This is a genomic window from Arthrobacter sp. 05L44, from assembly GCF_056397605.1.
Window position 1 is genome coordinate 933,715 of sequence record NZ_JBFTNS010000001.1, and the last position, 24,932, is coordinate 958,646.

The 24,932-nt window shown below is 68.9% G+C and carries 22 protein-coding genes; 14 read left to right on the forward strand and 8 right to left on the reverse strand.

Features of this window, described 5'->3' with window-relative positions; genetic code table 11:
• Positions 1 to 12 precede the first annotated feature (12 nt).
• From AC1DHY_RS04320 to AC1DHY_RS04330, 3 genes are all read right to left on the reverse strand, one after another.
• On the reverse strand, positions 13 to 816 hold the full coding sequence (locus AC1DHY_RS04320; RefSeq protein ID WP_476879837.1) for a creatininase: 804 nt from the start codon (positions 814 to 816) through the stop codon (positions 13 to 15).
• A 90-nt stretch (positions 817 to 906) separates the two neighbouring features.
• On the reverse strand, positions 907 to 2,163 hold the full coding sequence (locus AC1DHY_RS04325; RefSeq protein WP_476880562.1) for an aminopeptidase P family protein: 1,257 nt from the start codon (positions 2,161 to 2,163) through the stop codon (positions 907 to 909).
• A gap of 44 nt (positions 2,164 to 2,207) precedes the next feature.
• A complete protein-coding gene (locus tag AC1DHY_RS04330) occupies positions 2,208 to 3,755 on the reverse strand; it encodes a purine-cytosine permease family protein (RefSeq protein ID WP_476903201.1) in 1,548 nt (515 codons plus the stop codon).
• A gap of 142 nt (positions 3,756 to 3,897) precedes the next feature.
• Between AC1DHY_RS04330 and AC1DHY_RS04335 the strand changes: the two genes are divergently transcribed.
• A complete protein-coding gene (locus AC1DHY_RS04335; RefSeq protein WP_476903202.1) occupies positions 3,898 to 5,382 on the forward strand; it encodes a helix-turn-helix domain-containing protein in 1,485 nt (494 codons plus the stop codon).
• Here AC1DHY_RS04335 and AC1DHY_RS04340 read toward each other — a convergent pair.
• The gene (locus AC1DHY_RS04340; RefSeq protein ID WP_476880255.1) at positions 5,379 to 5,942 is read right to left on the reverse strand and encodes a GNAT family N-acetyltransferase; all 564 of its coding nucleotides are present in this window, start codon (positions 5,940 to 5,942) and stop codon (positions 5,379 to 5,381) included. The genes AC1DHY_RS04335 and AC1DHY_RS04340 overlap by 4 nt on opposite strands.
• A gap of 123 nt (positions 5,943 to 6,065) precedes the next feature.
• A complete protein-coding gene (locus tag AC1DHY_RS04345) occupies positions 6,066 to 6,737 on the reverse strand; it encodes a GntR family transcriptional regulator (RefSeq protein ID WP_476880256.1) in 672 nt (223 codons plus the stop codon).
• Between the two features lie 158 nt (positions 6,738 to 6,895).
• Here AC1DHY_RS04345 and glyA point away from each other — a divergent pair, with 158 nt between their 5' ends.
• The 13 genes from glyA (at position 6,896) to AC1DHY_RS04410 (ending at position 21,212) form a co-directional block, all read left to right on the forward strand.
• Complete coding sequence (glyA, locus tag AC1DHY_RS04350; RefSeq protein ID WP_476880257.1) at positions 6,896 to 8,206, forward strand: serine hydroxymethyltransferase; 1,311 nt, start codon at positions 6,896 to 6,898, stop codon at positions 8,204 to 8,206.
• Positions 8,203 to 9,423 (forward strand): sarcosine oxidase subunit beta family protein, encoded by a 1,221-nt coding sequence (locus AC1DHY_RS04355; RefSeq protein WP_476880258.1) that lies wholly within the window; start codon positions 8,203 to 8,205, stop codon positions 9,421 to 9,423. The genes glyA and AC1DHY_RS04355 overlap by 4 nt, the downstream gene beginning before the upstream one ends.
• Before the next feature lie 29 nt (positions 9,424 to 9,452).
• Positions 9,453 to 9,773 carry a sarcosine oxidase subunit delta gene (locus AC1DHY_RS04360; RefSeq protein ID WP_476903203.1) on the forward strand — a complete coding sequence of 107 codons (321 nt, stop codon included), beginning with the start codon at positions 9,453 to 9,455 and terminating at the stop codon, positions 9,771 to 9,773.
• Complete coding sequence (locus AC1DHY_RS04365; RefSeq protein ID WP_476903204.1) at positions 9,770 to 12,721, forward strand: sarcosine oxidase subunit alpha family protein; 2,952 nt, start codon at positions 9,770 to 9,772, stop codon at positions 12,719 to 12,721. The genes AC1DHY_RS04360 and AC1DHY_RS04365 overlap by 4 nt, the downstream gene beginning before the upstream one ends.
• Entirely contained in the window at positions 12,714 to 13,343 is a 630-nt protein-coding gene (locus AC1DHY_RS04370) for a sarcosine oxidase subunit gamma (protein WP_476903205.1), read from the forward strand. Before AC1DHY_RS04365 ends, AC1DHY_RS04370 begins: the two co-directional genes overlap by 8 nt.
• On the forward strand, positions 13,343 to 14,716 hold the full coding sequence (locus AC1DHY_RS04375) for an L-serine ammonia-lyase (protein WP_476903206.1): 1,374 nt from the start codon (positions 13,343 to 13,345) through the stop codon (positions 14,714 to 14,716). The genes AC1DHY_RS04370 and AC1DHY_RS04375 overlap by 1 nt, the downstream gene beginning before the upstream one ends.
• A gap of 3 nt (positions 14,717 to 14,719) precedes the next feature.
• On the forward strand, positions 14,720 to 15,616 hold the full coding sequence (gene purU / locus AC1DHY_RS04380; protein WP_476878445.1) for a formyltetrahydrofolate deformylase: 897 nt from the start codon (positions 14,720 to 14,722) through the stop codon (positions 15,614 to 15,616).
• 154 nt (positions 15,617 to 15,770) lie between these two features.
• Positions 15,771 to 16,547: an electron transfer flavoprotein subunit beta/FixA family protein gene (locus AC1DHY_RS04385; protein ID WP_476903207.1), complete on the forward strand. Its 777-nt coding sequence runs from the start codon at positions 15,771 to 15,773 to the stop codon at positions 16,545 to 16,547.
• 11 nt (positions 16,548 to 16,558) lie between these two features.
• Positions 16,559 to 17,542, forward strand: coding sequence for an electron transfer flavoprotein subunit alpha/FixB family protein (locus AC1DHY_RS04390; protein ID WP_476878443.1), 984 nt, complete (start codon positions 16,559 to 16,561; stop codon positions 17,540 to 17,542).
• A gap of 817 nt (positions 17,543 to 18,359) precedes the next feature.
• Entirely contained in the window at positions 18,360 to 19,220 is an 861-nt protein-coding gene (locus tag AC1DHY_RS04395; protein ID WP_476878442.1) for a cytochrome b/b6 domain-containing protein, read from the forward strand.
• A gap of 65 nt (positions 19,221 to 19,285) precedes the next feature.
• Positions 19,286 to 19,615 (forward strand): ArsR/SmtB family transcription factor, encoded by a 330-nt coding sequence (locus AC1DHY_RS04400; protein WP_476878441.1) that lies wholly within the window; start codon positions 19,286 to 19,288, stop codon positions 19,613 to 19,615.
• Positions 19,612 to 20,529: a cation diffusion facilitator family transporter gene (locus AC1DHY_RS04405; RefSeq protein WP_476878440.1), complete on the forward strand. Its 918-nt coding sequence runs from the start codon at positions 19,612 to 19,614 to the stop codon at positions 20,527 to 20,529. The genes AC1DHY_RS04400 and AC1DHY_RS04405 overlap by 4 nt, the downstream gene beginning before the upstream one ends.
• The gene (locus tag AC1DHY_RS04410; RefSeq protein ID WP_476903208.1) at positions 20,529 to 21,212 is read left to right on the forward strand and encodes a DsbA family protein; all 684 of its coding nucleotides are present in this window, start codon (positions 20,529 to 20,531) and stop codon (positions 21,210 to 21,212) included. The genes AC1DHY_RS04405 and AC1DHY_RS04410 overlap by 1 nt, the downstream gene beginning before the upstream one ends.
• Positions 21,213 to 21,221: 9 nt before the next feature.
• On the opposite strand, the gene AC1DHY_RS04415 is transcribed toward AC1DHY_RS04410, so the two are convergent.
• From AC1DHY_RS04415 to AC1DHY_RS04425, 3 genes are all read right to left on the reverse strand, one after another.
• Positions 21,222 to 22,463, reverse strand: a complete 1,242-nt coding sequence (locus tag AC1DHY_RS04415; protein ID WP_476878438.1) for an RNA polymerase sigma factor — start codon at positions 22,461 to 22,463, stop codon at positions 21,222 to 21,224.
• On the reverse strand, positions 22,460 to 22,783 hold the full coding sequence (locus AC1DHY_RS04420) for a YciI family protein (protein WP_476878437.1): 324 nt from the start codon (positions 22,781 to 22,783) through the stop codon (positions 22,460 to 22,462). Before AC1DHY_RS04420 ends, AC1DHY_RS04415 begins: the two co-directional genes overlap by 4 nt.
• A 130-nt stretch (positions 22,784 to 22,913) precedes the next feature.
• Entirely contained in the window at positions 22,914 to 24,917 is a 2,004-nt protein-coding gene (locus AC1DHY_RS04425) for a vWA domain-containing protein (RefSeq protein WP_476903209.1), read from the reverse strand.
• Between the last annotated feature and the right edge of the window lie 15 nt (positions 24,918 to 24,932).

Below are 24,932 nucleotides of genomic sequence, written 5' to 3' on the forward strand. Positions count from 1 at the left end.
CCCGTCGCTCTGCTACTGCGGCACGGCCGTCCTGGCCGGTTCGCGGACGAGCTCGCTGACGATGTCCGCCACGAGGTCCTCCACCACCTGGCCGTACAGCAGGCTGCCCTTGGCGGCACTCGATCCGGCCGCCGAGGAGAGGCAGCCGGAGGCCGGGGTGCGCTCGGGCACCACCGGTAGCCGGTCGAAGCGGGGCAGGACGGCTGCGGGCCCGTCGACCAGCCGGTCCATGGCCACCCTGGCCGGTTCGAGGTGGAGCATCAGTGAGGTCTCGAGGACGCCGCCGTGCTCGATGTCCCAGCCGGGGAAACCGTCCGGGTAGACCTGCGCAAGCGTTTCCTGGCTGACGAAGTCCCAGTAGGAGAGCAGCAGCACGCTTTGCCCGGCACCGGGTTTGATCCCCAGGTCCTCCAGGGCCAGGTCGATGCCTTCATAGAGGAACTGGTAATTCTCGAAGTGGCCGTTCACCAGGATCAGGTGCCTGACGCCCTGGCCCAGGAACGACTTGACCAGGTTGCGGACCACTCCGATGAGGGTGGTTCCATCCAGGCTGGTGGTTCCGGGAAGGTGGTTGCCGCCGCCGGATTTCTGCTGCGACTTGTACCCGTACGCGATCGGCTGGGCCACCAGCGCCCCTAGCTGCCGGGCGATGCCCTCGGCGAAGCGGGACGAGAGGATGGTGTCCGTTCCCAGCGGGAGGTGCGGTCCGTGCTGTTCGAGGGACCCGACGGGGATGAGGACAACGCCCTCCCCGCACTCCAGGGCCTCGCGGTAGGCGAAGGCGTCCAGGTCTTCGAGGAATACTGAGGTGTTCATGCTGGTGGTGCTCCTTGGTGGGTGCGTCCGCGGGTGCGGCGCCACGGCGGCCGTGGCGCCGCACCCGCAGGGTGTGCGCAAACGCTGCTGTCAGGCGCCGATGATGTTGTATTCGGGGCCGAACGGGAACTTGGTGATGTTCTCGGCGCCGTCGTCGCCGACCACCAGGATGTCGTGCTCCCGGTAGCCGCCGGCGCCGGGCTGGCCGTCCAGGACGGTGATCATCGGTTCCATGGACACCACCATGCCCGGTTCCAGCACGGTGTCGATGTCCTCGCGGAGCTCCAGTCCGGCTTCGCGGCCGTAGTAGTGGCTCAGGACGCCGAAGGAGTGACCGTAGCCGAACGTCCGGTTGGCCAGCAGCCCGTGGCCGACGTAGATTTCGTTCAGTTCCGCGGCGATGTCCTTGCAGACGGCGCCGGGCTTGATCAGTTCCAGGCCGCGCTTGTGGACCTCGACGTTGATGTTCCACAGCTCCAGGGAGCGGGCATCCGGTTCGCCGTAGAACAGGGTCCGTTCCAGGGCGGTGTAGTACCCGGAGGTCATGGGGAAGCAGTTCAGGGACAGGATGTCGTGTTCCTGGATCTTGCGGGTGGTGGCCCAGTTGTGGGCGCCGTCGGTGTTGATGCCGGACTGGAACCACACCCAGGTGTCGCGGATTTCCGAGTCGGGGAACGTGCGGGCGATCTCGTGGACCATGGCCTCGGTGCCGATCAGGGCGACCTCGTACTCGGTGATCCCGGCGGTGATGGCGTTGCGGATGGCTTCGCCTCCGAGGTCGCCGATCCGGGCACCGTGCTTGATGACCTCAATCTCCTCGGCTGACTTGATCATCCGCTGCCGCATGGCGGCCTGGGCGACGTCCACCAGGGTTGCCGAGGCAAAGGCCGCCTGGATCTTGTTCCGGTTGTCCAGCGGCAGGGAATCGTCTTCGACGCCGAGCCGGCGGGGGCTGATGCCGCGGGTCCGCAGCGCCTCCTGGATGGCGAAGATGTAATTGTCCCGGCGCCAGTCCGTGTAGACCACGTTGTCGCCGTAGCTGCGCCGCCAGGGCATGCCGGCGTCGATGTTCGCCGTGACGGTCACGGTGTCGTCCTTGGTGACCACCATGGCGTAGGAGCGGCCGAAGTAGGTGAAGAGGAAGTCGGAGTAGTACTTGATGGAGTGGTAGCTGGTGAGGACGACGGCGTCGAGGTCCTTCTCGGCCATGATGCTGCGGAGGCCGGCCAGGCGGCGCTCAAACTCGCTGTCGGAGAACGTCAGGCTGACCTTCTGCCCGTTGTTCAAGGTCTTCAGTCGCTCCAGCTCGGAGACGTTCGAGGCGGGGGCGGAGGTTGTGATGGTCACAGGTATTCCTTTGCGTGGTGGTGGATAGTCAGGTGGCGTGGGGGTTATGAGCCGACGGCGGCCGGTGCAGGGGCGCTGTGCTTGTCCTCGCAGGCGTCGCCGTGTTCGGCCAGGACGGCTTCTTCCTCCAGGTCGAGGCGGATGCCCAGCGGTACGCCGGCCCTGATGCGGCGGCGGAAGCGGGCGTAGCCGAGGGCGAAGTAGATGGCGGCGGAGGTGAGGGTTCCGGCGAGCCAGGAGAAGTCTACGCCGCCCATGGCTGTTGCGATGGGTCCCTGCAGGGCGGGGATGCCGCCGTACATAAAGAGCCAGGTCATGAGGATTCCGGCGAAGAAGGCGATGAACGCTGCCGGGTTCACGGACTTGAGGGCGGTCTTCTTCGAGTCGAGGAAGAGGTAGGAGAAGTCCTTGTGGTGCCGCTCGAAGATGAAGTAGTGGACGGCCATGATGCCGCCCCAGGTTGCCACCCAGGCCACGATGGCGCCCAGCCAGGTGTCCAGGATCATCGCGAAGTCCTCGGCGAACATAAACCCGATGACCGCGAACATGGACAGGATCCCGACCATCACGGACAGTTTGCGCCGTGAGATCTTCACATCGAGGGCCTGGAAAGCGACGCCGAAGGTGTAGAGGTTGATGATGTTGGTGGCGATCGGCCCGTGGATGACCAGCAGGATCACCGGGATGGCCAGGGTGCCGAAGTTGGAGACGATTAGTTCGCCGGGGTCGGCCTGGCCGTTTTTGGTGGCGAGGCTCGCGCCGAGGACACCCAGCCAGACCACCGGCAGGAACTGTCCCAGGACGCTGACGATGAACAGCTTGGCGGGTTTGACCTTGCGGCTGACGAACCGCGAGTAGTCCGGTGCGTAGGTGAACCAGCCGATGCCCCAGCCGATGCCGATGACGGTCATGATCGAGGACATGGCCGCAAGGCGCGGCAGCCCTTCCAGGACCGCGCCGGCCGGGCCGGCGTAGCTCCAGTTGATGTCCAGCTGCGTCCAGGCGACGATCGACATCCCTACCAGCACCAGGATGGTGGGCGGCATGGTGATCCGCTCGAACTTCGAGATGGCGCGGTAGCCGCGGTAGCAAATGGCCACCTGGACCGTCATGATGACCGCGGCGACGAGGATGCGGACCATGATGTTGGGCTGGCTGGGGTCGACCCAGCCGATCATTCCGAAGAGCGCCAGGATCAGGTCCAGGATCACCCAGGTGTTGACCGCTGACCAGCCGATGGCGATGGTGGCCTGGATGGCGGCCGGCAGGTAGGCCCCGCGGCGGCCGAAGGCACCGCGGGCCAGCAGCATACCGGTGGCGCCGGTCCGCTGGCCGAGGATGACGAAGAAGCCAAAGCCCGCCATCCCGATGATGTTGCCGACGATCAGGACCAGGAGGGTGTCCCCCAGGCCGAGGCCGAGCTGGATGCCGAGGGCTCCGAGGATCCAGTTGATGGGGGCGACGTTGGCGCCGGCCCAGATCCAGAACTGGCCGGAAAGTTTGGTGGTCCGTGCGGACTCAGGAATGGGTTGGAGGACATCTTCAACCTCCACAGTGGCCGCTTCGTGCGTGCCGTGTTGAGCTTGGGACATGCTGTGCCTCAATTCACTTCGTTGTGATGAAGAACGGGAGTGGATCCAGTTTATTAGTGACCCGGCCCACAAAGTAGAGTCGTTTTGATTACACTGAAGACCTATCGAGTGACAATATGACGCAACCCCCGGGGGATTCACGATGCTTACGCTTGCCGACGTGCTGGCCACGACGCCGATGACCGCCGCCAGCCCGCTGGTGCGCAGCAACCTGCCCGGGACCCTGGAACGGACCGTCCGCTGGGTGCACTCGAGCGAGGTGCTGGAGATCGCCCCGCTCCTGCGCGGCGGGGAACTGCTGCTCTCCGGCGGGGAGTCGCTGCTGGCGCTGCCTGCCGAGGAGCAGGAGGCCTACGTCCGGAGCCTCGCGGCCCGGCACATTGCGGCCCTCGCCCTGCAGACCGCGGGACAGCTGGCACCCCTGCCGGAGGCACTGGTGGCGGCCGCCAACACCCACGGGCTGCCGCTGATCGAACTGCGCGCCGTGGCACCCTTCGTGGACATCGCCGAGGCGGTCAACCGCATGGTGGTCAACGAGCAGGCGGCCGCCCACCTGGTGGTTGATGACCTCTCCAGGCGGATCGCGCGGCTGATCACGGACAAGGGCCCCCACCTTCCGACCATCCTTGAGCTGGTGGCGGCGGCGTTGAAGGCCGACGTCGAACTGGCCGCGCCGGACGGATCGCTGCTGGGCCGCGCGGGGGAACCCGTCGCCGAAGGCGGCTCAGCCGCCGAAGCCGGCATCGTCGTCGGCGGCCAGCACGCGGCCCAGCTGACGCTCCGCTCCCCCGGCGATCCGATGCTGCTGGAGCTTGCCGCCGAACGGCTGTCCGGAATCCTGGCCGTCGCGCTTTCGCAGGCCTTCCGTCCGACGCCCGCGCAGGTGGCCGAAGCGCGCCTGCTGGAGGCGGTGATCGAGGGCGGTGATGCCGATTCCCTCCAGCGGCTCTGGCTGCAGGCCGGGCTCCAGCCCGGCCATGCGGCAATGGTGGCGGTATTCCGGACCGCCGGACGCGACACCAAATTCCCCGCCGTCGAACGCGCCCTGCAAGTCCGCGGGGTGCAGGTGAAGTCCCACCTGTGGGACGGCGAGCGCGCGGTGCTGCTGGCACTGCCGCACCAGGGCGCCCGGGCCGCCCGGGAAGTGCTCCTCCGCGCCGCCCGGGAAGCCCTGGCGGATTCCGACACCTGCGCAGCCTTCGGCCCCAACGTCGCGGACGGGGCCCGGGCGCACGACTCCTATATCGAGGCGCGGGAAGTCATGCGGCTGGGCACGCCCGGGGCCGGCGATGCCCTGGATGCCATGGACTTCCTGGGCCGCCGGATTCTTTCCGCCGTGCCGCACCCTGCTTTTCTGGACTCCTACGTCGAATCCGCACTCGGTGAGGTGCTTGAGTGGGACCGGAAACACGGGACGGCCCTGCTGGCCACCCTCCTGTGCTGGCTCGATTCGGGGTGCAACACAACGGCCTCGGCCGTGGCGCTGAACGTTGAGCGGCAGACCATGCACAAGCGGCTCAGCAAGATCCAGGCGCTGCTGGGCGGGGACCCGCGGACCTCCGGCAGGCTCTTCAGTATCCACATTGCCGCGGCGGCGGCAGCCGCGACTCCGCCCGGCCGGAGCTAGCTCGCCGCGGCAGGCTGCGCGGCAGCCCATTCGGCACGGAGGATCGAAAAGACTTCCTTGTCGTAACGGTTTCCGTCGTAGACCCAGCTGCTGCGAAGAATCCCGTCCGAATGCATACGCAGCCGCTGCGCGACGGCGACGCTGCGGTCGTTGTCGGTGCGGCACCGCCATTCGACGCGGGACATCCCCCGCTCGGCGAAGGCCCACTCGATGAGCAGTTCCACCGAGCGCGTGATGAGGCCGCGGCCCACCGCGTCGGGTTCGAGCCAGCAGCCGATCTCGCAGATGCCCCAGACGGGATCGAACGTCACAAACATCACGCCCCCAAGGATCCTGCCGTCGTCCCACAGCCCGTAGATGCGCGCTCCGTCGTTGGCGGCTGCCGTTGCGTAGCGTTGCAGGGTGGCGCGGGCGCCCTCGACGGTGTCGGTGACGAATGCAGGCCCCACCCACGGGCGGATATGTTCCCGCGCCCTGCCCATGTGCTCGGCAAACTCGGCGGCATGCCAGGTCTCAAGGGGCTTCAGGACGACGCCGTCCCGCACGGCTGTTTCAAACATGGCTGCTCCGAGGGTCTGGCCGGGGACTGGCTGCCCCGGGGGGTGGTGATCATGGGTGGGCGGGTCCGGTGGCCGCCCCCAAGCTGCGGGGGACGGACCAGGTACGCACCTGCCTCCCTGATCCTAAAGGACGCTGCGGATGGTCTTCTCGAATCTTGAGACGTGTTCGTAGGCCAGCTTTTCGGCCAGCTCCGCGTCGCCGTCGGCCACGGCCTCGAGCAGCTTCACGTGTTCGGTGATGTGGCCCTTCACCGACGGGACCTTGTCCAGGACCAGGCACCAGATCCGGGTGGCCAGGTTGTCGAAGCGGATCAGGGTGTCTTCCAGGTGCGGGTTGCCGGCGGCGCGGTAGATCAGCCGGTGGACCGTGAGGTCGTACCGCATCAGGTCCCGCTTGTCATCGGGCCGGGCATCGATGGCCGAAATTGCCTCCGCCACCTGGCGCAGCTGCTCCCGCATCTCCGCACTGGCGTTCGCCGCAGCACGGCGGGCCGCCAGGGGTTCGAGCAGCTCCCGCACGTCGGAGACGTCCGCGAGTTCGGTGATGTCCACAACGGTGGCGAACGTCCCCCGGCGCGGATACGAGACCACCAGGTGGTCACCTTCCAGCCGCTTTAGCGCCTCCCGCACGGGAGTGCGGCCGACGCCGAGTTCAACGGAAAGCTGGCCCTCGTTGATCGCCTCGCCGGGACGGATCTCCAGCATGATCAGCTTGTCCCGCAGGTGCTGGTACGCCCGGTCAGCGAGTGACAGCTCGGGGCTTCCCGCGGGCTCATTCTCGAGCACCATGCTCATCTGGGTTCCTTCTCCTAAGGCCGGGAGGCCATATTACGGCCGGCCCGAACACCACTGTTGACGTCCTGTGATCTGCAACATACTATTCCACTACAGCTAATATATCAGTCCTAGATCAGTTGATGATCAGCCAATGGGCGACTGCGTAAGGAGATTTCATGTTGGAAGCACTCACCGGTTCACTCGCTGAAGCGGACGCGGACATTGCATCCGCCATTGCCCGCGAGCTGGAGCGCCAGCAGTCCACGCTGGAAATGATCGCCTCGGAAAACTTCGCACCAACGGCGGTGATGGAGGCCCAGGGGTCGGTCCTGACCAACAAGTACGCGGAGGGCTACCCGGGCAAGCGCTATTACGGCGGCTGCGAACACGTCGACGTGATCGAACAGCTCGCCATTGACCGGGTCAAGGCCCTGTTCGGCGCCGAGGCGGCGAATGTCCAGCCGCACTCCGGGGCGCAGGCGAACGCCGCCGCCATGTTCGCGCTGCTGGATCCAGGCGACACCATCATGGGGCTGGACCTCGCCCATGGCGGGCACCTGACCCACGGGATGAAGATCAACTACTCGGGCAAGCTCTACAACGTTGTTCCGTACCACGTGCGCGAATCCGACATGACTGTGGACATGGCCGAAGTGGAGGCGCTGGCGCTCGAACACCGGCCCCGGCTGATCGTGGCCGGCTGGTCCGCCTACACCCGGCAGCTCGACTTCGCCGAGTTCCGCCGCATCGCCGACGCGGTGGGCGCCTACCTGATGGTGGACATGGCCCACTTCGCCGGGCTGGTGGCCGCGGGCCTGCACCCGAACCCGGTTCCGTACGCCGACGTCGTGACCACCACCACGCACAAAACCCTCGGCGGTCCCCGCGGCGGCGTCATCCTCAGCCGCGAGGCCCTCGCCCGCAAGATCAACTCCGCCGTCTTCCCCGGCCAGCAGGGCGGCCCCCTGGAGCACGTGATCGCTGCGAAGGCCGTGTCCTTCAAGATCGCCGCCAGCGACCACTTCAAGGACCGCCAGCAGCGCACCCTCGAAGGCGCCAGGATCCTCGCCGAGCGGCTGCTCGCCCAGGACGTCGCGGACTACGGGATCTCCGTCGTCGGTGGCGGAACCGACGTCCACCTGGTCCTGGTGGACCTGCGCCGCTCGGAACTGGACGGCCAGCAGGGCGAGGACCGCCTGCACCGGATCGGCATCACCGTCAACCGCAACGCGGTCCCGTTCGACCCCCGGCCGCCGATGGTGTCCTCCGGGCTCCGGATCGGCACCCCGGCACTGGCAACCCGCGGATTCGGCCGGGCCGAATTCACCGAGGTCGCGGACATCATCGCCGAGGCGCTCAAGGGCGAACTCACCGAGGAGTCCGCCGTCCTGCTCCGCGACCGGGTCACGGTCCTGGCCGACAAATTCCCCCTGTACCCCAACCTTTCCGGCGATTCCGGAACCACCACGAACGGAGTTGCCCAGTGAGCACCCCCCACCTTCCGGAGCACCCGGACTTCCTCTGGCGCAACCCGGAGCCCAAGTCCTCCTACGACGCCGTGATTGTCGGCGGCGGCGGCCACGGCCTCGCTACCGCCTACTTCCTGGCAAAGAACCACGGCATGACCAACATCGCGGTCCTGGAAAAAGGCTGGCTGGCCGGCGGCAACATGGCCCGGAACACCACCATCATCCGCTCCAACTACCTGTGGGACGAGAGCGCGGCCATCTACGAGCACGCGCTCAAGCTCTGGGAAATCCTGCCCGAGGAACTGGAGTACGACTTCCTGTTCAGCCAGCGCGGGGTGATGAACCTGGCGCACACCCTCGGCGACGTCCGCGAGAGCATGCGCCGGGTGGGGGCGAACAAGCTCAACGGCGTCGACGCCGAATGGCTGGACCCGCAGCAGGTCAAAGAACTCTGCCCCATCCTGAACATCAGCGACAACATCCGCTACCCGGTTATGGGCGCCACCTACCAGCCCCGGGCCGGCATCGCCAAGCACGACCACGTCGCCTGGGCGTTCGCGCGCAAATGCGACGAACTGGGCGTGGACATCATCCAGAACTGCGAGGTCACCGGCTTCGTCAAGGACGGCAACCGGGTGGTGGGCGTCAAGACCAACCGCGGCACCATCCAGACCGAAAAGGTGGGCCTCGCCGCGGCCGGGCACAGCTCCGTCCTGGCGGAAATGGCCGGCTTCCGGCTGCCCATCCAGTCCCACCCGCTGCAGGCCCTCGTCTCGGAGCTGCACGAGCCGGTCCACCCCACGGTGGTGATGTCCAACCACGTGCACGTCTACGTCTCCCAGGCCCACAAGGGCGAACTGGTCATGGGCGCCGGTGTCGACTCCTACAACGGCTATGGCCAGCGCGGGTCCTTCCACGTGATCGAGCACCAGATGGCCGCCGCCGTCGAACTCTTCCCCATCTTTGCCCGCGCCCACGTGCTCCGGACCTGGGGCGGGATCGTGGACACCACCCTCGATGCGTCCCCGATCGTCGGCACCACCCCGGTGGAGAACATGTTCGTCAACTGCGGCTGGGGAACCGGCGGGTTCAAGGCCACCCCGGCGGCCGGGCTCACCTTCGCCCACACCATCGCCACCGGGACACCGCACCAGCTGAACAAGCCGTTCGCGCTGGAGCGCTTCGAAACCGGGGCACTGATCGACGAACACGGCGCCGCCGCCGTGGCCCACTAGCCGCCGCCCACCAGAAAGAAGAAGACGCCATGCTGCTTATTTCCTGCCCCAACTGCGGCTCCCGCGACGAGACCGAGTTCCACTACGGCGGCCAGGCCCACGTGCCCTACCCCGAGAACCCGAACGAACTCAGCGACCGTGAATGGGCCGAATTCCTGTTCTACCGCGACAACACCAAGGGCGCCTTCGCCGAGCGCTGGCTGCACAGCACCGGGTGCCGGCAGTGGTTCAACGTGCTCCGCGACACCGTCACCTACGACATCCAGGCCGTCTACCCGATGGGCGCACCCCGCCCCGGCACCAGCACCTCCCCTACCAGCACCACCGCCCCGGAAGGAGCAACCAAGTGACGTCCCAGAACGCCCGACTCGCCGCCGGCGGCCGCATCGACCGCACCATCTCCTGGCGTTTCACCGTGGACGGCGAGGAATTCACGGGCCACCCCGGCGACACCCTCGCCTCGGCCCTGCTCGCCAACGGCCGGATCAGCGCCGGCAACTCGCTCTACGAGGACCGCCCCCGCGGCATCCTGTCCGCCGGGGTGGAGGAACCCAACGCCCTGGTCCGGGTGGAACCCCGTTTCCCGGGCCACGTGGCCGAGTCCATGCTGCCCGCCACCACCGTCACACTGGTGGACGGCCTCCAAGCGCAGTGGCTCAACGGCCTGGGCCGCCTCGATCCGGCCGATGACCGGGCCGAATACGACAAGAAGTACGTCCACACCGACGTCCTGGTGGTCGGCGGCGGTCCCGCCGGGCTGGCCGCCGCCCGCGAGGCAGCCCGCACCGGGGCACGCGTGATCCTGATGGATGACCAGCCCGAGCTCGGCGGCTCGCTCCTGTCCGGCCCGGCCGCTCCGGACGTGGCCGAAACCATCGAAGGCAAGCCGGCGCTGGAATGGGTCGCGGACGTCGAGGCCGAGCTCATCTCCGGCGCCGAAACCACGGTCCTGAACCGCACCACGGCCTTCGGCGCCTACGACGCGAACTACGTCATCGCCGTGCAGAACCGCACGGACCACCTCTCCAGCCCGGCCGCCCCCGGGGTCTCCCGGCAGCGCATCTGGCACGTCCGCGCCGCGCAGGTGGTGCTGGCCCCCGGCGCCCACGAGCGCCCGCTGGTCTTCGAGAACAACGACCGGCCCGGCATCATGCTCGCCTCCGCCGTCCGCAGCTACCTGAACCGGTATGCCGTGGCGGCGGGGACTCGGGTGGTCATCGGCACCACCAACGACAGCGCCTACGCCCTGGCCGCCGACCTGCGCGCCGCGGGCGTCAAGGTTGCCGCCGTCGTCGACGCCCGGTCCCGGCTGAGCGACGTCGCCGCGGCGGCCGCCGAATCCGGCACCCGGGTGCTGATCGGCAGCGCCGTCGCCGACACCGGCACGGACCCCGCCACGGGCACCGGCCGGCTGGCCACCGTCACGGTCCGCAGCATCAACGACGACGGCGAGCTCACCTCCGGCATCGAGGAGATCGCCTGCGACCTGCTGGCCGTCTCCGGCGGCTGGAGCCCGCTGGTCCACCTCCACTCCCAGCGGCAGGGCAAACTGCGCTGGGACGAGGACCTCGCGGCCTTCGTTCCCAGCACCGTGGTTCCGGCCCAGCAGACCATCGGCTCGGGACGCGGCAGCTTCGAACTGGCCGACTGCCTCGCCGAGGGCGTCTCCGCCGGCGCCGCGGCCGCCATCGCCGCCGGCTTCGACTCCCCCATCGTGCCCGCTACGCTGCGCGAGCCGCAGGCTTCCGCCCCGACCCGCCAGCTGTGGCTGGTCCCCGGCCAGGCCGGCACGGCCGACGACTGGCACCACCACTTTGTGGACTTCCAGCGGGACCAGAGCGTGGCCGACGTGCTGCGCTCCACCGGGGCCGGCCTGCGGTCCGTGGAACACATCAAGCGCTACACCTCCATCAGCACCGCCAATGACCAGGGCAAGACCTCCGGTGTCAACGCGATCGGCGTGATCGCCGCAGCCCTCCGCCAGGCCGGCGAAGCGTCCAGGGGAATCGGCGACATCGGCACCACCACCTACCGGGCCCCTTTCACGCCGGTGGCCTTCGCGGCCCTGGCCGGACGCCAGCGCGGGGAACTGTTCGACCCAGCCCGCAAGACCTCCATCCACTCGTGGCACGTCGCCCAGGGCGCTTTGTTCGAGGACGTCGGGCAGTGGAAGCGCCCCTGGTACTACCCGCAGGCCGGCGAGGATATGGACACGGCCGTCCTGCGCGAGTGCGCCGCCGTCCGGGAATCCGTGGGCTTTATGGACGCCACCACGCTCGGAAAGATCGAGATCCGCGGCAAGGACGCCGGGGAGTTCCTTAACCGGGTCTACACCAACGCGTTCAAGAAACTGGCGCCGGGATCGGCCCGCTACGGGGTGATGTGCATGGCCGACGGCATGATTTTCGACGACGGCGTGACCCTGCGCCTCGACGAGGACCGGTACTTCATGACCACCACGACGGGCGGCGCCGCGAAGGTGCTCGACTGGCTGGAGGAGTGGCTGCAGACCGAATGGCCTGACCTGGATGTGCACTGCACCTCGGTGACCGAACAGTGGACCACCATCGCCGTCGTCGGGCCCAAATCCCGGGCGGTGCTCGCGAAGGTGGCGCCCGGGCTGGCCGCCGGGGGCGGACTGGACGCCGAGGCTTTCCCGTTCATGACCTTCCGCGAAACCACCCTCGCCTCCGGCGTGCAGGCACGGGTCTGCCGGATCTCCTTCTCCGGCGAACTGGCCTACGAAATCAACGTCCCGGCCTGGTACGGGCTCAACACGTGGGAGGCCGTCGCGGCCGCGGGCGCCGAGTTCGGCATCACCCCGTACGGCACCGAAACCATGCACGTGCTCCGGGCCGAGAAGGGCTACCCGATCGTGGGCCAGGACACCGACGGCACCGTCACCCCGCAGGACGCCGGGATGGAGTGGGTGGTCTCCAAGGCCAAGGACTTCATCGGCAAACGCTCCTACGCCCGGGCCGATGCGCAGCGGCAGGACCGCAAGCACCTGGTCAGCGTCCTTCCGGTGGACAAGTCCCTGCGGCTCCCGGAGGGCACCCAGCTGGTCGAACAGGGAATCAGCACGAATCCCGCGTTCGGTCCGGTCCCGATGCAGGGATTCGTGACCTCGAGCTACCACAGCGCCGCGCTGGGCAGGTCGTTCGCGTTGGCGCTGATCAAGAACGGCCGCAACCGCATCGGCGAGACCCTTGTGGCCGCCGCGGGCGACCAGCTGGTGGACGTCGTCGTCGCCGAAACCGTACTTTTTGACTCCGAAGGGACCCGCAAAGATGGCTAACACAGCAGCACTCACCGGCAGCAACGCGCTCCGGGAAATCCGGCGCAGCCCCGCCTCCAGCCTGGCCGCCGCCCTGGACGCCGGCTCCATCGCCGGCACCGTGGCGCTCCGGGAACTTCCGTTCCAGACCATGGCCGGGGTCCGCGTCGCCCCGCACACCGCGGATGCCGCACGGATCGCCGCCATCACCGGCGGGCTGCCGGCCGGCTGCGGCGACGTCGCCGGCAACCTGCCCGTCCAGGTCCTGTGGCTCGGGCCGTCCGAGTTCCTGGTGGTCGCCCCGGAAGAGACCGCCCTGGACGGCGGCCTCGTCGGCTCCCTCACCGCGGCCCTGGGCGATGCCCCGGGCCAGGTGGTGGACCTCTCCGCGAACCGCACCACGTTCGAGCTCTCCGGTCCGCGGGCCCGGGCGGTGCTGGAAAAGGGCTGCGCCCTGGACCTGCACCCGCGCGCCTTCACCCCCGGGACCGCCCTGGCCACGGAGGTCGGCAACATCCCGGTGGTGCTGCTGAAGACCGCCGAGGACAGCTTCCGGCTCTTCCCCCGCGCGTCCTTCGCGGACTTCCTGGGCCGCTGGCTGCTGGACGCCATGAGGGAGTTCGCTTCCCCCGAGGTGCCCTGATGGCCCTCAGCGTCCTGGACCTGTTTTCCGTTGGCATCGGGCCGTCGTCTTCGCACACGGTCGGCCCGATGCGGGCGGCGAAGCTGTTCGCGGACGGCCTCAAGGGCGACGGCCAGCTCAGCGCGACGGCCCGCGTTCAGGCCGAGCTGTTCGGCTCGCTCGGTGCCACCGGGCGCGGCCACGGTTCGGACAAGGCCGTGGTGCTGGGGCTGCAGGGCCTGGACCCGGAGACCGTGGACACCGCCACGGCGGACGACCAGGTGGCCGCCGCGGCCCTGGACGCCGAACTCCGGATCGGCGGGGACCACCGGGTGGACTTCAACTGGGACGAGGACGTGGTCCTGCACCGCCGCAAGTCCCTGCCGGCCCACCCGAACGGCATGACGTTCCGGGCCCTGGACCACACCGGGGCGGTGCTCAGCGAACGGAGCTTCTATTCCGTTGGGGGCGGCTTCGTCGTGGACGGCGACGCCGACGGTGCGGACAAGGTGGTCCCGGATGACACCGTGCTGCCGTATCCCTTCACGACGGCGGACGAACTCCTGGCGGTGTGCCGGCGGGAGGGCATGTCCATCTCCGAGGTGATGCTTGCCAACGAGCTCGTCTGGCACAGCGAGGCCGAGGTCCGGCAGAAGCTGCTGGCCCTCTGGGTGGTCATGCGGGAGTGCGTGGACAACGGCTGCGCCGCGGAAGGCATCCTTCCCGGCGGGCTGAACGTCCCGCGCCGTGCGCCATCGCTCTTCCGGACCCTGACGGCGGACACCGGCACCACGGATCCGCTCCGGGCCATGGAATGGGTGAACCTCTTTGCGCTGGCCGTGAATGAGGAAAACGCGGCCGGCGGCCGGATCGTTACCGCCCCGACCAACGGCGCGGCCGGCATTGTTCCCGCGGTGCTGCACTACTACGCCAAGTTCGTCCCGGGGGCGGACGACGACGGTGTGGTCCGGTTCCTGCTGGCGGCGGCCGCCGTCGGGATCCTGTTTAAGATCAACGCCTCCATCTCCGGCGCGGAAGTGGGCTGCCAGGGCGAAGTGGGATCCGCCTGCTCGATGGCCGCCGCCGGGCTCTGCGAGGTGCTCGGCGGCACCCCGGAACAGGTGGAAAACGCCGCGGAAGTCGGGATTGAACACAACCTGGGCCTGACCTGCGACCCCGTGGGCGGCCTGGTGCAGATCCCCTGCATCGAACGGAACGCGATCGCCAGCGTGAAGGCCATCAATGCCGCCAGGCTGGCGCTGCACGGCGACGGCAGCCACAAGGTATCGCTGGACAAAGCCATCAAAACCATGCGCGAGACAGGAGCGGACATGAAGACCAAATACAAGGAGACCTCCCGCGGGGGCCTCGCCGTCAACGTGATCGAGTGCTGACCCATGACCGCCATCCAGACTGAACCGTTCCGGGCCGGGGCCGCCACCGCCGTTGAGCATGTCCTGACGCTGGACTGCCCGGAGACGCCAGGCATTGTGCACGCCGTCTCCGGCTTCCTGCTCGAACACGGCTGCGACATCATCGACAACAAACAGTTCGGTGAGCGCTCCGAGGGGCACTTCTTTATGCGCGTGCACTTCGCGTCCGACGGCGATGCCTCCACCGCCGCTGCCCTGCGGACCGCTTTCGCCCCCATGGCGGAGCGGTTCGGGATGAGCTGGCGGCTGGAGCCACAGGGATCCAAGCGCCGGGTGCTGATCATGGTCTCCAAGTTCGGGCACTGCCTCAACGACCTGTTGTTCCGGGCCCGGATCGGCGAACTCCCCGTGGACGTGGTGGCCGTGGTCTCCAACCACACGGACCATCAGGCGCTGGTGGAATGGCACGGCATCCCGTTCTTCCATGTCCCTGTCACCGCCGCCACCAAACCGGAGGCGGAGGGCCGGCTGCTGGAGCTCATCGACCACTTCGACGTCGAGCTGGTGGTCCTGGCCCGCTACATGCAGGTCCTCAGCGACGCCCTCACCCGGAAGCTGGACGGGCGGGCCATCAACATCCACCACTCGTTCCTGCCCAGCTTCAAGGGCGCCAAGCCGTACCACCAGGCCTACGCCCGCGGCGTGAAGACCGTCGGGGCCACCGCGCACTACGTCAACGCGGAGCTGGACGAGGGGCCCATCATCTCCCAGCAGGTGGTGGAGGTGGACCACACCTACGGGCCGGAGGACCTCGTTGCGGCCGGCCGGGACACGGAGTGCAAGGCGCTCAGCAACGCCGTGCGCTGGCACTGCGAGGGCCGGGTAATCCTGCAGGGCAACAGGACGGTAGTGCTCCGGTAGCTCCGCCCGGCCGGCCGGACCGCACCGGGTCCGGCCGGCCACTTTTCCCGGCGGCACGCGTCCTGCATGCCGGGACGGCTGCACTTTCGTAGACTCTATGGAGATTCGACATGTCTCCGCTATGGCGGCATGCCCGCCACAGGAAGAGCCATCGATGAAGATTGTCGTCCTAGTCAAGGAAGTCCCGGACACGTACGGGGACCGAAAACTGAGCCTCGAGACCGGCCTCGCAGACCGCGGCGCCAGCGACGCGGTCATCGACGAGATCGGTGAGCGGGCCCTGGAACTGGCGCTGACCTACGCCGACGCTCACGAGGGCACCGACGTCGCTGTCCTCTCGCTCGCACCCGAGGGTGCCACGGCGACCATCCGCAAGGGCCTGGCCATGGGCGCCGGCAGCGCCACCCATGTCACGGACGAGGCACTCCGGGGCGCGGATCTGGGGCTCACCGCCGAGACCCTCGCCGCTGCCCTCCGCCGCATCGGATTCGACCTGGTGGTCACCGGCAACGTCTCCACCGACGGATCCGGCGGCATGATCCCCGCAATGCTGGCCGAACTGCTGGACGTGCCGCTCGCCTCCGGCCTGAGCGCCGTGGAGATCGGCGACGGCACCGTGTCCGGGACCCGGCCCGTCGACTCCGGGGTGCAGCAGGTTTCGACGTCCTTGCCCGCGGTCATTTCCATCACCGAGGCGCTTCCCGGCCCCCGCTTCCCGAACTTCAAGGGCATCATGGCCGCGAAGAAGAAGCCCCTCGAAGTCCTCACCCTGGCCGATCTGGGCGTCACCGCCGACAACCCGGACGCGGCGCGATCGATCATGCTGGCTGTCGCGGAAAAGCCCCCGCACACCGCGGGCGTCAAGATCACCGACGACGGCGACGCCGGCGAGAAACTCGCCGACTTCCTGATCGAAAACCGCCTGGCGTAAGGAGCACGGACATGACTGATTTCCCGAGTGATGCAATCCTCGTTGTCGTCGAAGCCGGGCCTTCCGGTGAACTGGAGAAGGCGGCCCCCGGACTCCTGGGCGCAGCCGCGTCGGTCGGCACACCGGTTGCCCTGGTCCTGGCCGCGCCCGGTACCGGGGGCGCTGCCGCCGCCGAAGCCGCGGGCCTCGGCGCCGCGCACGTCCTGATCGCTGAGACCCCGGACCCTGCCGCCCTGGGGACGCCGGCCGTGGACGCGCTGGCCGCCGCCGTGGAGCGGACGGCCCCGGATGCCATCCTGATCTCGCATTCCCTGAACGGACGTGACCTGGCCGGCCGGTACGCCGCCCGCACCCGTGCCGCCGTGTCGGCCGACGCCGTCGGGGTGGCCCGGGACGAGGAGGGCGTGGTGGCGCATCATTCGGTCTATGGCGGCGCCTACAACGTAACGTCCACGGCCACGTTCGGGGCGCCGGTCATCACGGTCCGGCAGGGTGCGATCGACGCACGTGCCACGGCCCAGCCGCCGGCGTCGGAGACCCTGGAGGTGCCGGCCTCCGGGAAGCCGTCCGCCCGCATTGACTCGTTCGAGGAAGCGGTCGCCGCCACGTCACGGCCCGAACTGCGCGGGGCCGCGAAGGTGGTTGCCGGCGGCCGCGGCCTCGGCTCGGTGGAGCAGTTCGCCCTCGTGGAGCAGCTGGCCGACACCCTGGGCGCCGCGATCGGAGCCTCGCGGGCCGCGGTGGACGCGGGTTACATCCCCCAGGCGCACCAGGTGGGGCAGACCGGGGTTTCGGTGTCCTCGCAGCTCTACATTGCGCTCGGGATTTCGGGTGCGATCCAGCACCGGGCCGGCATGCAGACCGCGAAGACGATCGTCGCCATCAACAAGGACCCTGACGCCCCCATCTTCGACATCGCCGACTACGGCGTGGTGGGCGACCTCTTCAAGGTGGTCCCCCAGCTGATCAGCGCCCTCGAGGCCCGGAAGAAGTAGCGATGGCAACCCAGTCCCGGTCCCTCCGGCGGGGCCTGCCGCGCGTGCCGGGCGGCGAGCCCTGGCCGCCCGCCGGCGAAGCGCCCGCACGTCTGGCCGCAGCCCCTGCTGCGGTCCCCAACACGTCAGCGGCGACGACGGCAGCGGCAGCGGCCGTTCCCGCGCCTGAAGCCTCCGGATTTGAGGCCCCCGCGGTCGCGCCGTCAATTGGCGCAGGCGGATCAAGGCAGCTGCGCCGCGGCTTGCCCCGTGTGCCGGGCGGCGAGGCCTGGCCGCCGGCCGGTGACGTACCGGTAGGGAGTCCGGCCCGGCCCTCAGCACCGGCGGAACCGGCGGCCGCCGAGTCGGCCGCTGCGGCCAGTGCCCCGGAGCCTACGCCTGCCCCCGCCGCCCCACTCCAAACGAACGAGGCGGCGACGTCCTCAGCTGCCCCGGCTGCAGCGACGGCGGGAGCCGGCCAGCTTCGCCGCGGACTTCCGCGTGTGCCAGGCGGAGAGCCGTGGCCGCCCGCCGGACCCGCGCCGGCACCGGCCGTCGCTCCCGCGGCCCAGGCCGCGCCGGGGGCCGCGCCGACAGCTGAGCCGGCACCCCAGCCGGTACCTGAGCCGCCGGTCAAAGCGGCGGCGGCAGCCCCCGCCCCGCCGTCGCCAGTCACGCCGACGCCCGAGGTTTCTCCGGCCGCACCCGCGGCACAGGCCGCTCCCTCGGCCATGCGCCTAAACCCGCGCCGCAAGAACCAGCGCCCCAAAAACCAGCGCCACCGAAGGCCGAGGCCCGGCTTTACGGCTCCCGCACCCTGGGTCAGTGGATCAAACTCGTGGTGTTCCTCGCGGCCGGAGCCGTGGCCGCCGCGGGGATTCTGGTGCTGGCCGCCCGCGGCGTGACCACCCTGCCCGGCGTCCCGGCGTTCCTCGAAAGGTACCCGGGCGAGTACCGGCTGCCGGACGCCGCCGAACCGGGCTTCCCGTGGTGGGCGCAGTGGGCGCACTTCCTGAACATCTTCCTGATGGTGCTCATCATCCGTTCGGGCTACCAGGTGCGAACCCAGCAGAAACCGCCCGCGTTCTGGACCCCGAAACGCGGCGGCAAGAAAATCAGCATCACGTTGTGGCTGCACCAGTCGCTGGACATCATCTGGCTGGCCAACGGGCTGATTTTCGCGGTGCTGCTCTTCGCGTCCGGGCACTGGATGCGGATTGTGCCGACCAGCTGGGAGGTGTTCCCCAACGCGGCGTCAGCGCTCCTGCAGTACATGACCCTGGACTGGCCGGTGGAGAACGGGTGGGTCAATTACAACAGCCTGCAGCAGCTGATGTACTTCATCGTGGTGTTCATCGCGGCCCCGCTCGCCGCTGTCACGGGCGCCCGGATGAGCGAATTCTGGCCGAAGAACGCCAAGACGCTGAACCGGGTCTACCCCGTGGAGGTCGCCCGGGCCCTGCACTTCCCCACCATGCTGTTCTTTGTCCTGTTCATCCTCATCCACGTCTTCCTAGTGTTCGCGACCGGTGCCCTGCGCAACCTGAACCACATGTTCGCCGGTACCGACGCCGTGAACTGGACCGGGTTCTGGCTGTTCGCGGCGGCCATCGCCGTCACGGCGGCCGGTTGGTACGCCGCCCGCCCGATCGTGCTCGCGCCCCTTGCCAGGCTGTTCGGCAAGGTGAGCAGCCGCTGAGGCCGTTGCCGTTGATGCCGTAATACAGAATTGCCTGAATACATCCGCAGCTGTACTTTGAAGGCATGGAAACCCTCACCCATGCCCCGGTCCTGGCGCGGTTCGGCTTCGCCGTCTCGGACCCCACCCGGGCACGGATCCTGCTGGCCCTCGCGGACGCACCGGCCTACCCATCCGGCCTGGCCGATGCCCTGGACGTGTCCCGGCAAAGCATCTCCAACCATCTGACGTGCCTTCGCGGCTGCGGCCTCGTGGTTGCTGTTCCGGACGGCCGGCGTAGCCGGTACGAGCTCGCCGACGCACGGCTGGGGCATGCGATCGGCGATCTGCTGGGAGTGGTGCTGGCCGTGGACCCGACCTGCTGCGCACCCGACGAGTCGTGGAGCCAGGCATGAGCGGGCACAGCCACGACCACGGCGCGGCGGCGGCCGGCAACCGGCGGAAACTGATTCTGGTCTTCGCCATCACCTTCACGGTGATGATCGCGGAGATCGTGGGCTCCTTCCTCACGGGCAGCCTCGCGCTCCTGGCCGACGCCGGTCACATGTTCACCGACTCCACCGGGCTCCTGATCGCCCTGATCGCCGCCTCGCTGGCCCTGAAGCCGGCCACCACCAAGCGGACCTGGGGCTACAAGCGGGCCGAGATCATCGCCGCGGCCGGGCAGGCCGCCCTGCTGCTCGGGGTCGGCGCGTTCGTCATTGTCGAGGGCATCCGCCGCCTCATCGAGCCACCCGAGGTGGGCGGCTCCACCATGCTCTGGTTCGGGATCATCGGCCTGGCCGGCAACGCCGTCGGCCTTGTTGTCCTGGCGTCAGGACGGCACCACAACTTCAACATGAAGGCCGCGTTCCTTGAGGTGCTCAATGACGCCCTCGGGTCGGTGGCCGTCATTGCGGCGGCAATCATCATTGCCGTCACCGGCTGGGTCCAGGCCGACGCCGTCGTGTCCCTCCTGATCGGCGTCCTGATCATCCCGCGCACCCTGAAACTGCTGCGGGACACCGTTAACGTGCTGATGGAAAATGCCCCGCAAGGGCTCGACATGGCCCAGGTCCGCGAGCACATCCTGGCCGTGCCGCACGTGATCGACGTCCACGACCTCCATGCCTCCCTGGTGGCCTCCGGCACCGCCGTCCTGTCCGCGCACGTCACCGTGGAGGACACCTGCATGACCGACGGCCACGCCGCGACCATCCTGGCGGACCTGCAGCATTGCGTGGCCAAACACTTCGACGTCAGCGTCGAACACTCCACCTTCCAGATCGAACCGGCGGCCCACCGCGACCAGGAAAGCATCCACCACTGATGGCACACCCCTCCACCGCCCCGGCGGACCCCGCGAAAAAGGTCCGTCTGGTCCTCTGGATCCTCCTTGGGATCATCGTCGCGGGAGGCCTGGTCTGGTACGCGGTCTTCAGCGCGACCAAACCGGCCCCGCCCGCCGCGCAGCCGGCCGCCGACGCGCAGCTGGTCCGCGACGACAGCCACCGCGTCACCGCCCCGGCCGCAGAGAAGGCCCAGCTGGTGGAGTTCCTGGACTTCGAGTGTGAATCCTGCCTGGCCGCCTACCCGTTGGTGGAAGAGCTGAAGAAGGACTTCGGGGACCGGATCACGTTCGTCAACCGCTACTTCCCGCTGCCCGGGCACCGGAACTCCGGAACCGCGGCTCTGGCCGTGGAAGCCGCCGCCCAACAGGGTAAGTACGGGCAGATGTACGCCAAAATGTTCGACACCCAGACGCAGTGGGGCGGGAAGCAGGACTCGCAGGCGCCCCTGTTCCGCACCTACGCCCGGGACCTTGGACTCGATCTGGCCAAGTACGACGCCGCGGTGGCGGACAACAACACCGCCGACCGGATCCGCAAGGACGTCGCGGACGGCCGCTCCCTGGGAGTGACCGGAACGCCGACGTTCTTCCTCAACGGCAAGATGCTGACGCTCAACAGCGAGGCGGACTTCCGCCAGCAGCTCGCCGACGCCGCCAAGTAAACCGCGCTGCTAGGGCCGGGCGGGCACCTGGTCGCGGCGGCGCTTCAGGGTAGCGGCCTCGGCGGAGTTGCCGGCCAGTGCGATGGCCTGGTCATACGCCAGGCGGGCCTCCAGGCCGCGGCCCAGCCGCCGCAGCAGCTCGGCACGGGTGGCATGGAACGCGTGGTAGCCGGACAGCTCGTTTTCCAGGCGGTCAACGGCGGCCAGCGCCACCCCCGGGCCGTCCATTTCGGCGACGGCGACGGCCCGGTTCAGGGCGATGACCGGCGACGGGTCGCGGGCCACCAGCCGGTCGTAGAGGGCCACGATCTGTGACCAGTCGGTGTCGCGGACATCCCGGGCCGAGGTGTGCACGGCATTGATCGCGGCAAGGATCTGGTACGGACCCGGCTCCGTCCCGGCCGCCATGGTCTCCCGGACCAGGCCACGGCCCTCGGCGATCAGGCCCGCGTCCCACGCGAACCGGTCCTGCTCATCGAGGGTGACCAGCTCGCCGCTGGCCGAAATCCGTGCGGTCCGGCGGGCCTCCGTGAGGAGCATCAGGGCCAGCAGGCCGGCCACCTCGCCGTCGTCGGGCAGCAGGGCGCGGACCAGGCGGGTGAGCCGGATCGCCTCGGCGGTCAGGTCGGCACGGACGGGATCGGACTCGGGGCCTGAGGCCAGATAGCCCTCGTTGAAGATCAGGTACAGCACGGACAGCACCCCGGAGACACGCTCCGAGAGGTCCGTTACCGACGGTACGCGGTACGGGATGCGGGCGGCTTTAATCTTGGCCTTCGCCCGGGTGATCCGCTGCGCCATTGCGGCCTCCTGGACAAGGAAGGCGCGCGCAATTTCCGGGACGGTCAGGCCGCCGAGCATCCGCAGGGTCAGCGCCACGCGGGTCTGCATGGCCAGCGCGGGGTGGCAGCACGTGAAGATCAGCCGGAGCCGGTCGTCGTCGATGGCGCCGGTGGGCTCAGGCGGGTGGTCGTCGAACACCAACTGGGCCTCCTGATGTTTGCTGTCGCGTTTGTTTTCGCGCCGGATCCGGTCAATGGCTTTGCGTTTGGCCGTGGTGGTCAGCCACGCGCCGGGGTTGCCGGGGACGCCGTCGGACGGCCACCGCTCCACAGCGGTCGCGAATGCCTCGGCCGTAGCCTCCTCGGCGAGGTCAAGATCGCCGAACCGCCGCGCCAGTGCGGCCACGATCCGCCCCCACTCCCCGCGGTAGGCCTCGTTGATCGCTCCTCCGACGTCACTTCCACTCACAGGAACGGGCGCACCTCGACCTTGCGGTTGCACGCCTTCGACCCCTCGGTTGCCAGTTGCAGTGCGGCGTCGAGGTCGGGCGCTTCGATGATCCAGAAACCGGCAAGGTATTCCTTCGACTCCACAAACGGGCCGTCCGTTACCACCGGCGCCTTGCCGCGGTTGTCGATGACGGTGGCGGTGTCGGGGAAACCGAGGCCCCCGGCGAAGACCCAGTGCCCGTCGGCCTGGAGCCGGTCGTTGAACACGTCGATGGCAGCCATCTCATCCGACGGGGCGAGCTCACGCTGGTTGTGAATGACGGAAAGCAAAAACTGCATGGCAACTCGTCTCCTACGGTTCGGGGCGCCCCTCCTGGGCGGCCGCTCACCATTGCTACGAACAACTCTGCACCGATCCGACAAAAATTGTGCGGATATCCGACGACGGCGGTGTCCGGCTTTGGGTGCTCTACCTAGCCCAGTCCTCGTCCCCGAACGCCCGGCCGCGGAAGTGCGCGCGGAGGTACTCCCCGACGACGGCGGCGCCCAGGTCCCCGGCGTCGGGGGCCACGACGCGGCCGTCGATCCGCCGGGCCATCCGGGCCACGAAACGCTCCAGGCCGGGGTCGCTTCCCAGACGGAAGAACGTCGCCTGGGTGCCGGCGCGGCCCAGCCGGTCCAACTCGGCCACCGTCACGCGGATGGTCTCAGGGTCCGGCGGCCAGTTGAACCAGGATTCGCCGTCGGCCTCCAGGTGCGCGGTGGGTTCGCCGTCGGTCACCACCAGCAGGACCGGCTGCATTGCCGGGTGCTGGCGGAAGAACCGGCCGGCCAGCTGGAGCCCGTGGTGCAGGTTGGTGCCCTGTTCGCGGAGCGCCGGCAGGGCCGTGAGTTCGCCGATGTCCATGGACCGGGCGTAGCGGCCGAAGCTGATCAGCTGCAGCCGGTCGCCGCGGAACCGGGTGGACACGAGGTGGTGCAGTGCCAGCGCGGTGCGTTTCATCGGCACCCAGCGCCCCTCCGCGGCCATCGAAAACGACACATCCACCAGCAACGCGACGGCGGCCTGCGTGCGGGCCTCAGTTTCGGTGACCTCGATGTCGTCCACGGCCAGGCGCAGCCCGTGGCGCGGGTCGCCGCCGTCGGCAATGGTCCGGCGGATGGCGTTGGTGATGGTCCGGGTGACATCCCAGGGCTCCGCATCGCCGAACTCCCACGGCCGGCTGGACCCGGTCTGCTCCCCCGCGGCACCGGCAACCCGGGTGTCGCGGCGGCCCTGCCGGCCGGAGAGCTGCTTGGCGGTATCCCGCAGCAACGACCTCCCCAGCCGCCGCATGGCCTGCGGGGAGAGGCTCAGGTCGCCGTCGGCACCGCGCCGCAGGAAACCCCCGTCGTGCATGGCCTTCTCGATCTCCGCGAGCGTCCGGGCGGAGACGGCCGCGTCCTGCCCCAGCTGGCGGGAGAGCGCATCGAGGTCCAGGTCATCCAGCCGGGAGCCGTTGTAGGACTGGGAAAGCTGCTCGGCGAGTTCGTCCAGTTCGGCGAGGTCCTGCAGCACGCCGGTCCCGTCGCCGAGGCCCAGCCCTTCCTCGCCGTTGAACTGTTCGGAGCCGGACCAGTCCTCGCCGGGGCGCAACGCCTGCAGGTTGGCGTCGAGTTGGCCCAGCTGTGCCATAAGCTCCGGTGAGCCGAAGGCCTGGGCGGAAAGCTGCATCAGTTCCTCGCGCTGCTCGGCGGACATGGAGCGCAGCATCCGCTGGGCGGCGGCCGAGCGCTGGGCGAGCGCGTCGATCAGCTCCTCGACCGACTGCGGGTTTTCCGGGAAGAACTGGCCGTGCTTGGCCATGAAGTCCTGGAAGTCGGCCTCCGTGTCCTCGCCGCGGCGGTGCGTGTCGAGCAGTTCGTTGAGGTCGGCCAGCATTTCGGCGACGGCGGCGCGGTCCTCCTCGGTGGCGCCTTCAAGGGCCTGCTTCATGCCGGCGAACCGCTGGTCCAGGACCTCGCGGCCCAGCAGGTCCTTGATCTGTTCGTAGGCTTTCCGGGCGGTGCTGGACTGCCAGTCGTAGGAGGAGAGTTCGTTGACGGCCGCCGCGGTGGACTTGGGCAGGTTCTGCAGCTGCATCTCGCGGAAGGCGCGGTCCGTGTTGTCCATCCGGACGTCGCGGGCCAGTTGCTTGCGCTCCTCCAGCACCGCGGTCTCCAGCAGCTTCTGGACCTCGTTTAGCGTGCCGTCCAGCTTGTGCCGGCCCAGCAGGTCCTGGCGGCGCTGCTGCACCCGGCCGGCGAGTTCATCGAGCCCTTCCCGGTTGCGGCCGCCGCGGCGCAGGTATTCCTGCAGGGCGTGCCGCGGCGAGTAGCCGGCCATCACGTCCTCGGCGACGGCGTCCAGCGCCTCCGCCAGGTCCACCGGCGGCGCGAGCGGATCGGGCCCGCCCGCGTACCGGCTGTAGCGGGACCGGTGGTGAACGCTCATGGCGGCCTCCTTAGC

Bases quoted from the DNA above. Each gene is read 5' to 3' on its own strand.
- glyA (WP_476880257.1), top strand. From the start codon at position 6,896: ATGTTGGAAGCACTCACCGGTTCACTCGCTGAAGCGGACGCGGACATT.
- AC1DHY_RS04370 (WP_476903205.1), top strand. From the start codon at position 12,714: ATGGCTAACACAGCAGCACTCACCGGCAGCAACGCGCTCCGGGAAATC.
- AC1DHY_RS04420 (WP_476878437.1), bottom strand. From the start codon at position 22,783: ATGCAGTTTTTGCTTTCCGTCATTCACAACCAGCGTGAGCTCGCCCCG.
- AC1DHY_RS04425 (WP_476903209.1), bottom strand. From the start codon at position 24,917: ATGAGCGTTCACCACCGGTCCCGCTACAGCCGGTACGCGGGCGGGCCC.
- AC1DHY_RS04410 (WP_476903208.1), top strand. From the start codon at position 20,529: ATGGCACACCCCTCCACCGCCCCGGCGGACCCCGCGAAAAAGGTCCGT.
- purU (WP_476878445.1), top strand. From the start codon at position 14,720: ATGACCGCCATCCAGACTGAACCGTTCCGGGCCGGGGCCGCCACCGCC.
- AC1DHY_RS04385 (WP_476903207.1), top strand. From the start codon at position 15,771: ATGAAGATTGTCGTCCTAGTCAAGGAAGTCCCGGACACGTACGGGGAC.
- AC1DHY_RS04390 (WP_476878443.1), top strand. From the start codon at position 16,559: ATGACTGATTTCCCGAGTGATGCAATCCTCGTTGTCGTCGAAGCCGGG.
- AC1DHY_RS04375 (WP_476903206.1), top strand. From the start codon at position 13,343: ATGGCCCTCAGCGTCCTGGACCTGTTTTCCGTTGGCATCGGGCCGTCG.
- AC1DHY_RS04330 (WP_476903201.1), bottom strand. From the start codon at position 3,755: ATGTCCCAAGCTCAACACGGCACGCACGAAGCGGCCACTGTGGAGGTT.
- AC1DHY_RS04335 (WP_476903202.1), top strand. From the start codon at position 3,898: ATGCTTACGCTTGCCGACGTGCTGGCCACGACGCCGATGACCGCCGCC.
- AC1DHY_RS04405 (WP_476878440.1), top strand. From the start codon at position 19,612: ATGAGCGGGCACAGCCACGACCACGGCGCGGCGGCGGCCGGCAACCGG.
- AC1DHY_RS04345 (WP_476880256.1), bottom strand. From the start codon at position 6,737: ATGAGCATGGTGCTCGAGAATGAGCCCGCGGGAAGCCCCGAGCTGTCA.
- AC1DHY_RS04340 (WP_476880255.1), bottom strand. From the start codon at position 5,942: ATGTTTGAAACAGCCGTGCGGGACGGCGTCGTCCTGAAGCCCCTTGAG.
- AC1DHY_RS04400 (WP_476878441.1), top strand. From the start codon at position 19,286: ATGGAAACCCTCACCCATGCCCCGGTCCTGGCGCGGTTCGGCTTCGCC.
- AC1DHY_RS04360 (WP_476903203.1), top strand. From the start codon at position 9,453: ATGCTGCTTATTTCCTGCCCCAACTGCGGCTCCCGCGACGAGACCGAG.
- AC1DHY_RS04320 (WP_476879837.1), bottom strand. From the start codon at position 816: ATGAACACCTCAGTATTCCTCGAAGACCTGGACGCCTTCGCCTACCGC.